This window comes from Streptomyces sp. NPDC050564 (assembly GCF_044457265.1).
Lineage (GTDB): Bacteria > Actinomycetota > Actinomycetes > Streptomycetales > Streptomycetaceae > Streptomyces.
Window position 1 is genome coordinate 114,609 of sequence record NZ_JBITGS010000015.1, and the last position, 12,055, is coordinate 126,663.

Sequence of the window (12,055 nt, forward strand, 5' to 3'; positions counted from 1 at the left end):
GGGGCGGGCGATCGTACGCTTGCCCGCATGGGTGCTGTGAAGAACAAGCGGATGCCGCGTGCGGTGCGTGAACAGCAGATGCTGGACGCCGCCGTGTCGACCTTCGGGCAGCGGGGGTACCGGGCCGCCTCGATGGACGAGATCGCCGAACTGGCGGGCGTGTCCAAGCCGTTGGTGTATCTGTACCTGAACTCGAAGGAAGACCTCTTCACCGCATGCATCCGGCGTGAGGCCAAGGCGCTCACCGAAGCCGTCCGCGCGGGTGTGCGGCCCGGTCTGCCCGCCGACCGTCAACTCTGGGAAGGGCTGCGGGCGTTCTTCACGCACACCGCCGAGAACCCCGACGGCTGGGCGGTTCTGCATCTGCAGGCCCGAACGCACGGCGAGCCGTTCGCGGCCGAGGTCGCCGCGATGCGCGAGGAACTCGTCGTGTTCGTCACGCAGTTGATCGTCGTGGCCGCCCGTGAGGCCCACCGCGATCCGTCCCTCCCCGAACGCGAGGTCGCCGGTCTCGCCGAGGCCCTGGTCGGCGCCGCCGAGTCCCTGGCCGCCTGGGCCAACGCCACCCCGGGCGTCTCCGCCAAGCAGGCCGCCGCGACCCTGATGAACTTCGCCTGGGCGGGCCTGGGCGACCTCATGGAGGGGCGGCCCTGGCCACTGCCCGTCGCGGAGGCTCGGTCCGAGTAGTCCTGGTCGCCGCCCGTCGCGGTGTAGGCGGCCGCCCGCTCGGAGGTGTCCGGCTCGAGCCGGTCGGCGACGTCCACACACGCGATGATCGGTCTCGCTCCCGCGCGGTCATGCCTGTCCCCAGCGGCGGAGGGTGGGTGCGACCTTCTCGCGGCCCACCCGTCGGCGGTGCCCCGTGCGCGCCGTCCGCCGCGGCCGGCGCCCAGGGGCCGTGGGAGCGGCCGGAGCCGCCGTGGTGGTCCCTGCGGCCCCCGCGCTCAGTCGGACAACGCGCGCGTCTCACCACTGAGGTGGACCCGCTCCCCGCCCCGCAACTCGAAACACCCGCCGTCGGCCGCGTACGTCACTGTGCCCGGGAGCAGAACGGGCGCCTTGAACTCCGCCCGCACGTATACGGATGCGTCGACCTGCTGCGCGGCGAGACAGCGGGCGACGGTCCACATGCCGTGGGCGATGGCGCGGGGAAAGCCGAAGAGGCGAGCGGTGAGGGGGGAGAGGTGAATGGGGTTGCGGTCCCCGGAAGCGGCCCCGTAACGCCGCCCGACGTCTCCGGCGAGACGCCATTCGGCGAGGGAGGGGAGGGCGGGGAGGGGCTTGGCGTCCGGGGGCCGGTGCGGAGCGGCGGGCGTGTCGGTCGTGTGGTCACGGTTCTTCTGATTCCTCCGGCCGTGCCGCGCGAGGTACGTACTCCGCGACTCCCATACGAGGCTGCCCTCGGTCCGTGCCTCGGTCACGACGGTCGCCTCGGTGCCCCGTCGGTGCGGCGCCAGGCCCGCCACGTGCACGGCGAGTTCGTACGCCGCCGTGGCCGCGAGCTCGCTTCGCCGGGTGATCTCGATCGACGTGTGCACCAGTCCGAGCAGCGGCAGCGGGAAGCTACGGCCCGTCATGATCCGCATGGCCAGCGGGAACCCGAGGACGTGCGGGTAGGTGACGGGCAGCGCGTCCGCCCCCGTCGCGAAGCCGCACACCCGCTCGTAGGCGGCGAGTCGGGCGAGGTCGACGCGCACGCCGGGGAGAACGAGCCGGGTCGCGGGCACGGCGGCGTCGGGGCGGGGACGCTTGAGCGGGGAGAGAAGGGCACCGCGAGCGAGGAGCGGCCCGAGCCCGGGGGAGCTGGTGAGGGTGTCGGACATTACGCCCCCAGCAGACTCTGGCCGCAGACCCGTACGACCTGGCCGTTGACCGCGCCGGAGGCCAGGTGGGCGAGCCGGGCCGTCGTCTCGGCGACGTCGGCGGGCAGCCCGCCCTGGGTGAGGGAGTTCATCCGGCGGCCCACCTCGCGGATGAGGAGGGGGGCGGCGGCCGTCATTCCCGTCTCGATGAAACCCGGCGCGACCGCGTTGACGGTGACCCCGTGCTCCAAGTCGCCCGTCAGTGACGGATGCCGGGGCGACCAGCGACGAAGAGCCGTCGGCTGCGGCAGCCCGAGCCGCCGTGTGAGGAAACGGCCGGGCGCGGTGCCGGCGAAGCTCAGATAGCGGTCGGCCATGTCCAGCTCCCTGCCCCTCGGATGCTTACTCTGGAGTAAGGTTACCGTAGGTAAGTCGACGTGTGTCGAAGGTGAGGGGCAGGTCGAGATGATTCTCCTGAAGCCGCCGAAGGCGCGCCCCGTCGCGGTCGTCGGCGGTGCGCGTATCCCGTTCGCCCGCTCCGACGGCCCGTACGCCACCGCCTCCAACCAGGAGATGCCGGCCGCGGTGGTCGACGGCCTCGTCGAGCGGTACGGGCTCGAAGGGCCGGGCGCGGTAGGGGAGTTGGTTGCCGGGGAGGTCCTCAAACACAGCCGGGACTTCAACCTCGCCCGCGAGAGGCGCGCGTGAGCGGAGCGCCCCGTCAGCGGCGCGGGGAACTGCGCGACAAGCCCCCGCCGGCCGGCACCCAAAGGGCAACCCCAGGGGGTCTGGGGGCGCAGGCCCCAGGTACGGGACGGGAAGGGGCGGAGGGGGCGAAAGAAACCCTCGATACCCCGGGTAACTCGCACCGCGCCCGCCCCAAAGCCCCACAAACCCCACACGCACGCGCCGTAGGATCCCCGTCTCACCCGGTTGCCGACACCCCGTGAACCCCTCACCCCCCAGGGCCGTATGAGGATTCGCGCCCTCTGGCGCGCCCTCGCACCCGCCCCGGCCCCCGGCCGACAAGGAGCCGCCCGTGTCCAGCCTGTACTCCCCCGAACCGCCCCCCACGGAGCCCGAGATCAGGCGGCTGGACGGAGTCGTACGCGAGGTCGCGCTGCCGCCCCTCGTCGCACCGGTGACCCACGGTTCCCTCGCGGACATCCCGTTCGACAACGCGAGCGCCACCCCGGGGGAGGCGGTGCTCAGCCGGAGGTCCCAGGACGGCACCCGCTGGACGGATGTGAGCGCGGCGGAGTTCGCCGCGCAGGTGCAGGCGGTGGCGAAGGGGCTGATCGCGGAGGGCCTGGCCCCGGGCGACCGTATCGCCATCATGTCCCGGACGACGTACGAATGGACGCTCCTGGACTTCGCCGCCTGGGCTGCGGGCCTCGTCACCGTCCCCGTGTACCCGACCTCCTCCAACTACCAGACCCGCTCGATCCTTCAGGACTCGGGCGCCGTGGCGCTCGCCGTGGAGACCGTCGCGCAGGCGGCCGCGCTCGGCCCGGAGCGGGACCGCATACCCGACCTGCGCCACATGTGGGTCTTCGAGAAGGGTCATGTGGAGCGCCTCGCCGAGCTCGGGCAGGACGTCCCGGACCAGGAAGTCACCGTACGGCGCGGGGTGTTGGGTCCCGACACGCTCGCCACCCTCATCTACACCTCGGGCACGACCGGTCGCCCCAAGGGCTGCGCCCTCACCCATGGCAACTTCTTCGCCGAGGTGGACAACGCCGTCGAACTGCTCTACCCGATCTTCAAGTCCCGCACCCAGGACCCGGCCTCCACGCTCCTCTTCCTTCCGCTCTCGCACGTCTTCGGCCGTATGGTCGCGGTCGCCTGTCTGCGTGCCCGGGTGAAACTGGGCCACGCGCCGAGCCTTCAGACCGAGGACCTGCTCGCAGACCTCGCCTCCTTCAAACCGACCTTCCTCCTCGCCATCCCCTACGTCCTGGAGAAGGTCTTCAACACCGGCCGCGCGACGGCGGAGAAGATGGGCCGCGGCTCGTCCTTCGATCGCGCGGCGGGCATCGCGAGGAAGTACGGCGAGGCGGTCGAGGCCCGGCAGCACGGCACGGGCCCGGGGCCCAGCCGCAGCCTCCGCGCGGCCCGCGCCCTCTACGACCCGCTCGTCTACCGCCGTATCCGCAACGCCCTCGGCGGCAGGGTCCGTTACGCCATCTGCGGCGGTTCCCCACTGGGCCGCCGCCTCGCCGCCTTCTACGCGGGCGCCGGCATCGAGATCTTCGAGGGGTACGGGCTGACGGAGTCCACCGCGGCCGCGACGGTCACCCCGCCGCAGAAGCCGCGGCTGGGCACGGTGGGCTGGCCGCTGCCCGGCACCCGGGTGCGGATCGCGGGCGACGGGGAGGTGCTGCTGAGCGGCGGGCAGGTCTTCCGCGGCTACTGGGACCCGCACGCGGGCGGTGTGGTCGCCGCCTCGCCGGACGGCTGGTTCGCGACCGGCGACATCGGCGAGCTGGACGACGGGGGTTACCTGACCATCACCGGCCGCAAGAAGGAAATCCTGATCACCGCCGGCGGCAAGAACGTCGCCCCGGCTCCCATGGAGGACTGGCTCCGCTCCCACCCCCTCATCTCCCAGTGCATGGTCCTGGGCGACGGTCGTCCCTACATCACCGCCCTGATCACCCTCGACCTCGACGGGATCACCCACTGGCGTCAGATGAACCGCAAGCACCCGGTTCCGGCGGAACTCCTCGTGAACGACGAGGAGTTGCGCCGGATCCTGCAGCGAGCGGTGGACGAAGCGAACAAACTCGTCTCCCGCCCGGAGTCCATCCGCCGCTTCGCCGTCCTGCCGGTGGACTTCACGGAGGAGGCGGGCCATCTGACCCCGTCGATGAAGCTGCGCCGGGAGGCGGTCATGCGGGACTTCGGGCGGGAGGTGGAGGGGCTGTACGAGCGGTGAGCCGCGCGGGCGCCGCGAGGTCGGCTCAGAACCGCTTGATCACCGTCAGCCGCAGTGGACGTCCGCCCACTGGTCGCCGACCGCCTTGGACCCGCTGGGAGACGTCACCCAGCCGCTGACGGTGACGCAGTGTCCGTCCATGCCGGTCAGGCTGACCGGGCCGGCGTACTCGTAGAAGTAGTCCTCCTGCTTCTTGAACCGGTCGCCCTGCCGGATGCTGACCTCGAGCAGTTGCTTCTGCCCGTAGTACTTCCTCGCGACGTTGACCACACAGTTGGTGCCACCGTTGGCGCTCGAGTAGAACAGGTGGAGCGTGCCCCAGACGGACCCGTCGGTGTCCTTGATGTTGTACGTGTCCACCTCGGAGCCGGCGCATCCATAGGCGCCTTGCGCAGCCGCCGAAGCGGTGGGCGCGGCAACCAGGCCCAGCCCTGCGGTCGCGGCGAGCGAAACCAGGCCGATCAGCAATTTCCGCACGGTGCGTCCTTTCGATGGGGTAATGCAAGCGAGCGGGCCAAATGAATCATGCGGCGCGCAACGCCTGCGCCGGATCCCTGGGAACTGGCGTCATCGCGCCACGCCGCCGTCGCCTCAGGCCACCCCCGCCGCCCGCAGCAGCGCCGTCACCGCCGCCGCTCCCAGCACCACCACCACGAACGGCGCCCTCCGCCACGCCAGCACCCCACCCACCAGCACCCCGAGGGGCCGCGCCCACCCGGCGAACCCGTGCGCCTCGGTGAGCGCCCCCGTGGCGAGCAGTGCCACGAGCAGGACCACCGCGGCAGTGGACAGCAACTCCTGGACACGTGCGGGAAGTTCGACTCGCCCGTGCAGCAAGGGCCCGACCAGCCGGAAGGCGTACGTACCGACGGCGAGGGCCAGGACGGCGGCCACTGTCGGTGTCATGCCGGTCTCCCCACGACCAGCAGCCCCGCCAGTGCCAGCAGCACCGGCACCCCGGCAGGGACGAGGGAGGTCACCGCCAGTGCCACCGCGGCTCCGGCGAGCGCGGCCCGCCGTACGCCGGCGTCCCCGCGCAGCGCGGGCAGCACCAGCGCCGCGAGCACCGCGGGGAACGCCGCGTCGAGCCCGTACGTCCCGGTGTCGCCCAGCGCGCTCCCGGCCAGGGCGCCGCCGAGCACACAGAGGTTCCACGACACGAACAGGACGACGCCGGAGATCCAGAAGGCGGCCCGGCGTCGTCGCGCGTCGGGCTGAGCCAGGGCGAAGGCCACCGTCTCGTCGGTGACGAGATGGGCGCCGACCAGACGGGTGACGCGTCCGCGTCCGATGATGTCGGCGACGGCGAGGCTGTAGGCCGCCGTACGCGTGTTGAGCAGCAGCCCCGTCGCCGCCGCGGCGAACGGGCCGCCCCCGGCCAGCAGAATCCCCACCGCGCTGAACTGCGCCGAACCCGCGTACACCACCAGCGACATCACCACCGGCACCCACATGGGCAGCCCGCCGGCCACGGCGATGGCCCCGAACGACACACCGACGATCCCGCCGGCGAGACAGACGAGGGCGACGTCCCTGAGCAGTTCCCGGTCGCCGGTCAAGGGTGTTCGGAGTAGCGAACGCATGCTTTCTACAATGAACAGTGAGTGCTCTGTTCGTCAAGGAGAACGATCGTACCGATGGAGCGAACGAAGTGACTGACGCAAAGGACGGGCCCCCGTCCCGCCTCCCCCTCGACTGGATCGCCGCCTCGCTGCGCCGCGAGCGCGCCCGCGCCGGACTCTCCCTCTCCGAACTGGCCAAACGCGCCGGCATCGCGAAGTCCACGCTGTCCCAACTGGAGGCGGCGAGCGGCAATCCGAGCATGGAGACGATCTGGGCGCTGGGCGTGGCGCTGGGGGTGCCGTTCAGCGCGCTGGTCGAGCCGCCGGCTCCGGCGGTCCAGGTGATCCGCGCCGGTCGGGGGCCCACTGTCGCCTCGGAGCAGGCCAACTATGTCGCGACCCTGCTGTCGGCCAGCCCGCCCGGCGCCCGCCGGGACCTCTACCACCTGCGGGCGGAGCCGGGCGCGGCCCGGGAGTCGCAGCCGCACATCCCGGGCACGGTGGAGCACCTGATCGTGAGCACGGGGAGAGTGAAGGCGGGGCCTGCCGGGGACGCGGTGGAGCTGGGGCCCGGCGACTACATGTCGTACCGCGGCGACGTACCGCACGCCTACGAGGCGCTGGAGCCCGGGACGACATTCGTGCTCGTGATGCAGCACGTGTGAACACAAAGGCAGGAGCCCCGCGACCGGCTGGCGCGGGGCTCCTTGGGTACTGCTATCCGTTCCGGATCAAAGCATTGGGCTCATGGAGCCGAAGGCTTAGAGCGGGGTGACGTTCTCCGCCTGCGGGCCCTTCGGACCCTGCGTGACGTCGAAGGAAACCGACTGGTTCTCTTCGAGAGAGCGGAAACCGCTCGCGTTGATCGCGGAGTAGTGGACGAAGACGTCCGGGCCGCCGCCTTCCTGGGCGATGAAACCAAAGCCCTTTTCGGCGTTGAACCACTTCACGGTTCCGGTAGCCATAAGCCCTCCTTGGGCCCAAAGGGTTGCCCTGCTCCAGAACCTGCGATTGTGTAAACAACTGCATACGTCTGAAAACGACGAGAGCCCGCGGTCACATGCTCCGCAGGCTCTGTACTGCAAGGGAAACCAAACTGCAACTTGCGGCGAGCCTAGCACGCAGGCAGCCGAAAGCAATAGAGGGCAAGATCACGTCACCCGAATGTTTGACCCCGGTCGGGGATGGGTTGACGTCGCGGTGTCACAAGGGTTGACACAAGGGGTCGAGATAGTTTCCGGAACCACTCCGGGACCCTGAAGCCTGCACCGTACCCCATGGGGTCTAGCCTCGCGATGTGGACAATTCTCGCACCCGGCCGCGCGTCGGCCACATCCAGTTCCTGAACTGCCTGCCCCTGTACTGGGGGCTCGCGAGAACGGGGACGCTCCTCGATTTCGAGCTCACCAAGGACACCCCGGAGAAGCTCAGCGAGAAGCTGGTGCAGGGCGAGCTCGACATCGGGCCGATCACGCTCGTCGAGTTCCTCAAGCACGCCGACGAGCTGGTCGCCTTCCCGGACATCGCCGTGGGCTGCGACGGGCCGGTGATGTCCTGCGTGATCGTCTCGCAGGTCCCGCTGGACCAACTGGACGGTGCCCGGGTCGCGCTCGGCTCGACCTCGCGGACGTCCGTTCGGCTCGCGCAGCTGCTGCTGGCCGAGAAGATCGGCGTCCAGCCGTCGTACTACACGTGCCCTCCCGACCTCAGTCTGATGATGCAGGAGGCGGACGCCGGCGTACTCATCGGTGACGCGGCGCTGCGGGCCAATCTGCTCGACGGGCCGAAGTACGGTCTTCAGGTGCACGACCTCGGCACCCTGTGGAAGGAGTGGACGGGCCTTCCGTTCGTCTTCGCCGTGTGGGCCGCCCGGCGCGACTACCTGGAGCGCGAGCCGGCCGTCACCCGCAAGGTGCACGAGGCGTTCCTGGCGTCCCGGGACCTCTCCCTCGACGAGGTCGGCAAGGTCGCCGAGCAGGCGGCGCGCTGGGAGGCCTTCGACGCGCAGGTCCTGGCGCAGTACTTCACGACGCTCGACTTCCGCTTCGGCCGTCCGCAGCTGGAAGCGGTACGGGAGTTCGCGCGCCGGGTCGGCGCGACGACGGGGTTCCCGACGGATGTGAACGTACGACTGCTGGAGTCCTGAGGGTCCATCGGGTCCTCGGGCTCGGGGCGCTTGCGGCGGCGCATACGGCACTACGCTGCTGGGCAGTGCGTCCGGTGCGTACGGGGGAGGGATGAGCCGTGAGCGCCATGCAGCCGCTCGGAGTCGACGAACCCACGGTCGTGGGGCCCTACCGGCTGCTCGGCCGACTGGGCTCCGGCGGCATGGGGCGCGTCTACCTGGGCCGCAGCGCGGGCGGCCGTACGGTCGCCGTCAAGATAGTGCACCCGCACTTCGCGCTCGACGAGGAGTTCCGCGCCCGCTTCCGCCGTGAGGTCGAGGCCGCTCGGCGCGTGGGCGGCGCGTGGACGGCCCCGGTCCTGGACGCGGATCCGGAGGCGTCGGTCCCCTGGGTCGCCACGGGGTACGCGGCCGGTCCCTCGCTGGCCGGCGCCGTCGCGGACGGCGGTCGCCTCCCGGTGCATTCGGTACGAGTCCTCGGCGCGGGCCTCGCCGAGGCGCTCTCGGCGGTGCACACGCTGGGGCTCGTCCATCGCGACGTCAAACCGTCGAACGTGCTGCTCACCCTCGACGGTCCTCTGCTGATCGACTTCGGCATCGCACGCGCCACGGACGGCACGGCGTCGCTGACCTCGACGGGGGTCTCGGTCGGCTCCCCCGGCTACATGTCGCCCGAGCAGATCCTCGGCAAGGGGGTCGCGGGAGCGGCGGACGTCTTCTCCCTCGGCGCGGTCCTCGTGTACGCAGCGACGGGCGAGTCCCCCTTCCCCGGGGACTCCTCCGCCGCTCTCCTCTACAAGGTGGTGCACGAGGAGCCCCGACTGGGCGTCATGGAAGGGGAGTTGCGCGAACTGGTGTCGGCCTGCCTGGCGAAGGACCCGGGGGCGCGTCCCACTCCCGACGAGGTGGCGGTCCGGCTGGCCCCGCAGGGCGCGGCCCGGCTGGTGACGGCGGGATGGCTGCCGGGCGCTCTGGTGGAGCAGGTGAGCCGGAGTGCCGTACAGCTGCTGAACCTTGAGGCGACCGAGGCGGCGCCTTCCGGGCCGGTGGGCTTCAGCAGTCCTTCGGTGGAGGCGGATTCAGGAGCGGGAGCAGGGGAAGGGGGAGAGTCCGGAGGCGGGGCGGGAGGAGGGACCGGAGCGGGGTCCGGAGCTGGGACCGGGGTGCCGCTGTCGGCCGGGGCGTTCGGGCCGCCGCCTGTGATGCCTGCGCAGGTACCCGGAGTTCCGGATCGGCGGCAGCCGCAGGACGCGGTGCCACCGCCCCCCGGACACCCGGGCAAGGTCTCCGTCAGCGTGGCCGCGACCTCCATACCCGGTGCGAACGGCCGTGGCCGCAGGATGAGTTGCACGGTCGCCCTCGCCGTCGCGGGAGCGCTGGCGGCGGTGACGGTGGGCTCGGCGTTCCTGTTCGACCTGATGCCGGGTGGCGGCGGGTCGAACGACGCGGGCAGCTCGCAGGGCGGGGCGCACCCCTCGGCCACGGCGAGCGCTCCGGGCGACGGGGAGTATTCGTCCGCGATCCCGGCCTCCTACCTGGGCACTTGGGAGGGCGACGGCCTGGCACTCGGCGGCACCCTCCCCATGGGCACCTTTCGGGTCACCGTCCACCAGGCCGCTGTGGGCAAGGAGTTGGGCACCTTCCGCCAGACCGACCAGATCGGCGGCCTCTGCGACGACGTACTCATCCTGAAGCAGGTCACGAAGAAGCAGCTCGTCGCCACGAGCATCGCCAAGAAGTCCAACCGTGACGTCTGCACCAAGGGCGAGCACGAGGTGCGGCTGACTCCCGTCGGGGGTGACCTCAAGTTCGAGCAGGACAACTCGGAGGCGGGGGACCCGGTGGCGCGGATGGCGAAGGTCAAGTAGCCGCCGGTTCAGATGCCCGGCGTCGCCTGGCGTACAGACCGCAGGCCGTGATCAGCAGCACCGCGCCGACGACGGTTGCGGCCAGGCCCACGAGGGAGACGTAGGGGTAACGGCCGCTGATCCAGCAGTACTCGCCGGCCGACGAGCAAAAGCCGTACCGGTGACTGCGCTTGGGATGCCAGGTCTGCAGGGCGACGGCCGAGATGATGACGGCCAGTGCCCCGCCCGGTAGTGCCAGCGCGATCCAGGGCAGCGAACGAGCCCTGTCCGTCTTCCACTTCACCCGCGTCAGCGGCGCCCCGAAGAGGAGCAGCGAGACAGGGAAAAGCAGCCCGGCCGAGACGGCGAAGCCGTAACCACCGCCCGGCCAGTCCGGCGCGACCTCGTGCCAGAGGTCACCGGCCCACGCGAGGGGCCCCACGACCAGCGCGGTTACTGCGCCCACGGAGATCAGGAGGACCAGGAAGGCGAAGCCGAAGGCCCGCGCACGCTTCCAGTGACGTTCGGACACCGAGGCCTTCCGGCCCGGCACATGGCCGCATCGGAGAGATGCCCCCGCCGCTCGCCGTCGCTTCGGCCTCGCCGAACCACTCACCGGGCCTGCCCTCCTCGTCCGTCCCACCCGTCACTACTGTGTCTGCGAAAGCGAACACCATCACGCGCACCGCACGGACCGCAATCCGTACAGGCGACGCAGAGGCGATAACGGGGAAGGCCCGACCATGGAGACACTGCAGCCCGACGATCCACGGGAGTTGGGCAGCTACCGGTTGCTGCGAAGACTGGGTGCGGGCGGCATGGGCCGGGTGTATCTGGCCCGTTCGCCCGGCGGACGCACGGTCGCGGTGAAGGTCGTACGCCCGGACCTGGCCGCGGACGGCGACTTCCGCCGCCGCTTCGAGCACGAGGTCGAGATAGCCCGCGCGGTCTCGGGCCGCTACACCGCCCCGGTCGTCGACGCCGACCCGGACGCGGCGCTGCCGTGGCTGGCCACGTCGTACGTGCTCGGCCCCGACCTCACCGACGTGGTGGAAGCCCACGGCGCACTCCCCGAACACACGGTCCGCGCACTGGGCGCGGGGCTGTCCGCCGCCCTCCAGGAGATCCACGCGGCGGGCCTGATCCACCGTGACCTCAAGCCCTCGAACGTCCTGTTGGCCGCCGATGGCCCCCGTGTCATCGACTTCGGCATCGCACGTGCGGTCGACGCAAACCGTATGACCCAGACGGGAGTTGTGGTCGGCTCACCCGGCTACATGCCGCCCGAGCAAGCCCTGGGCCGGGACGTCGGCACACCGGGCGACGTCTTCTCCCTGGGCGCCGTTCTGACGTTCGCGGCCGGCGGCCACAACGCCTTCGGCGACGACGCGGCCTCCCACGCGGCCATGCTCTACCAGATCGTCCACGGCGAGCCTGACCTCACCGGCGTACCGCAGTCCCTGCTGGGTCTGATCCGCGCGTGTCTGTTGAAGGACCCCGCCCAGCGTCCCGCCCCGGCCGAACTCGTGGCGGCTCTGGCCCCGGGCGGCGTCGAGACCGTACTGACCAACTGGCTGCCCTCGGCGTTGGCTTCGACGATCGCCACGCATGCGGCGGGGATCCTGGATCTGGAGGCACCGGAGGCACCGGCATCGGCTCCGGCCCCGCCCGCGGATCCGGCCCACGCGTCGGCTCCGGCTCCCGCCTCGGCCGCGGGTTTCGGACCGCCGCCGGCGATGCAGGGCGGCACGCCCGCCCCGGCGTACGGAACTCCGCCGGGC

The 12,055-nt window shown here is 71.3% G+C and carries 12 protein-coding genes and 2 pseudogenes; 7 read left to right on the forward strand and 7 right to left on the reverse strand.

Annotated elements, in window-relative coordinates; all coding sequences use genetic code 11:
* Positions 1-27 precede the first annotated feature (27 nt).
* Complete coding sequence (locus ACIBK0_RS24275; RefSeq protein WP_399083589.1) at positions 28-687, forward strand: TetR/AcrR family transcriptional regulator; 660 nt, start codon at positions 28-30, stop codon at positions 685-687.
* A gap of 257 nt (positions 688-944) precedes the next feature.
* On the opposite strand, the gene ACIBK0_RS24280 is transcribed toward ACIBK0_RS24275, so the two are convergent.
* Positions 945-1,823, reverse strand: coding sequence for a MaoC family dehydratase (locus ACIBK0_RS24280; RefSeq protein WP_399083592.1), 879 nt, complete (start codon positions 1,821-1,823; stop codon positions 945-947).
* Positions 1,823-2,050: pseudogene (locus ACIBK0_RS24285) on the reverse strand (SDR family oxidoreductase); the annotation flags it as partial. The pseudogene ACIBK0_RS24285 and the gene ACIBK0_RS24280, both read right to left, overlap by 1 nt.
* A 217-nt stretch (positions 2,051-2,267) precedes the next feature.
* Here ACIBK0_RS24285 and ACIBK0_RS24290 point away from each other — a divergent pair.
* A pseudogene (locus ACIBK0_RS24290) lies at positions 2,268-2,498 on the forward strand (acetyl-CoA C-acyltransferase); the annotation flags it as partial.
* 343 nt (positions 2,499-2,841) lie between these two features.
* Positions 2,842-4,740 (forward strand): AMP-dependent synthetase/ligase, encoded by a 1,899-nt coding sequence (locus ACIBK0_RS24295; protein ID WP_399083595.1) that lies wholly within the window; start codon positions 2,842-2,844, stop codon positions 4,738-4,740.
* A gap of 45 nt (positions 4,741-4,785) precedes the next feature.
* Here the strand turns inward: ACIBK0_RS24295 and ACIBK0_RS24300 are convergent, their stop codons facing one another.
* The 3 genes from ACIBK0_RS24300 to ACIBK0_RS24310 form a co-directional block, all read right to left on the reverse strand.
* Positions 4,786-5,217: a hypothetical protein gene (locus ACIBK0_RS24300; protein ID WP_399083598.1), complete on the reverse strand. Its 432-nt coding sequence runs from the start codon at positions 5,215-5,217 to the stop codon at positions 4,786-4,788.
* A gap of 114 nt (positions 5,218-5,331) precedes the next feature.
* Entirely contained in the window at positions 5,332-5,646 is a 315-nt protein-coding gene (locus tag ACIBK0_RS24305; protein WP_399083601.1) for an AzlD domain-containing protein, read from the reverse strand.
* Positions 5,643-6,323, reverse strand: a complete 681-nt coding sequence (locus ACIBK0_RS24310) for an AzlC family ABC transporter permease (RefSeq protein ID WP_399083604.1) — start codon at positions 6,321-6,323, stop codon at positions 5,643-5,645. Before ACIBK0_RS24310 ends, ACIBK0_RS24305 begins: the two co-directional genes overlap by 4 nt.
* 68 nt (positions 6,324-6,391) lie before the next feature.
* On the opposite strand from ACIBK0_RS24310, the gene ACIBK0_RS24315 reads away from it, so the two are divergent.
* Positions 6,392-6,967 carry a helix-turn-helix domain-containing protein gene (locus ACIBK0_RS24315; RefSeq protein ID WP_399083607.1) on the forward strand — a complete coding sequence of 192 codons (576 nt, stop codon included), beginning with the start codon at positions 6,392-6,394 and terminating at the stop codon, positions 6,965-6,967.
* A gap of 96 nt (positions 6,968-7,063) precedes the next feature.
* Here the strand turns inward: ACIBK0_RS24315 and ACIBK0_RS24320 are convergent, their stop codons facing one another.
* Entirely contained in the window at positions 7,064-7,267 is a 204-nt protein-coding gene (locus ACIBK0_RS24320; protein ID WP_010986243.1) for a cold-shock protein, read from the reverse strand.
* A 332-nt stretch (positions 7,268-7,599) separates the two neighbouring features.
* Between ACIBK0_RS24320 and ACIBK0_RS24325 the strand changes: the two genes are divergently transcribed.
* Both ACIBK0_RS24325 and ACIBK0_RS24330 read left to right on the forward strand, forming a co-directional pair.
* Positions 7,600-8,448, forward strand: coding sequence for a menaquinone biosynthetic enzyme MqnA/MqnD family protein (locus ACIBK0_RS24325; protein ID WP_399083611.1), 849 nt, complete (start codon positions 7,600-7,602; stop codon positions 8,446-8,448).
* Positions 8,449-8,555: 107 nt separating this feature from the next.
* Positions 8,556-10,295: a serine/threonine-protein kinase gene (locus ACIBK0_RS24330; protein ID WP_399083959.1), complete on the forward strand. Its 1,740-nt coding sequence runs from the start codon at positions 8,556-8,558 to the stop codon at positions 10,293-10,295.
* Here ACIBK0_RS24330 and ACIBK0_RS24335 read toward each other — a convergent pair.
* Complete coding sequence (locus ACIBK0_RS24335; RefSeq protein ID WP_399083614.1) at positions 10,288-10,806, reverse strand: hypothetical protein; 519 nt, start codon at positions 10,804-10,806, stop codon at positions 10,288-10,290. The genes ACIBK0_RS24330 and ACIBK0_RS24335 overlap by 8 nt on opposite strands.
* Before the next feature lie 211 nt (positions 10,807-11,017).
* Between ACIBK0_RS24335 and ACIBK0_RS24340 the strand changes: the two genes are divergently transcribed.
* Positions 11,018-12,055 (forward strand): serine/threonine-protein kinase (locus ACIBK0_RS24340; RefSeq protein ID WP_399083617.1); only part of this gene is annotated, 1,038 nt, incomplete at its 3' end.

Coding starts and splice junctions, on each gene's coding strand:
- ACIBK0_RS24310 (WP_399083604.1), bottom strand. CDS start 6,323: ATGCGTTCGCTACTCCGAACACCCTTGACCGGCGACCGGGAACTGCTC.
- ACIBK0_RS24305 (WP_399083601.1), bottom strand. CDS start 5,646: ATGACACCGACAGTGGCCGCCGTCCTGGCCCTCGCCGTCGGTACGTAC.
- ACIBK0_RS24280 (WP_399083592.1), bottom strand. CDS start 1,823: ATGTCCGACACCCTCACCAGCTCCCCCGGGCTCGGGCCGCTCCTCGCT.
- ACIBK0_RS24320 (WP_010986243.1), bottom strand. CDS start 7,267: ATGGCTACCGGAACCGTGAAGTGGTTCAACGCCGAAAAGGGCTTTGGT.
- ACIBK0_RS24330 (WP_399083959.1), top strand. CDS start 8,556: ATGCAGCCGCTCGGAGTCGACGAACCCACGGTCGTGGGGCCCTACCGG.
- ACIBK0_RS24275 (WP_399083589.1), top strand. CDS start 28: ATGGGTGCTGTGAAGAACAAGCGGATGCCGCGTGCGGTGCGTGAACAG.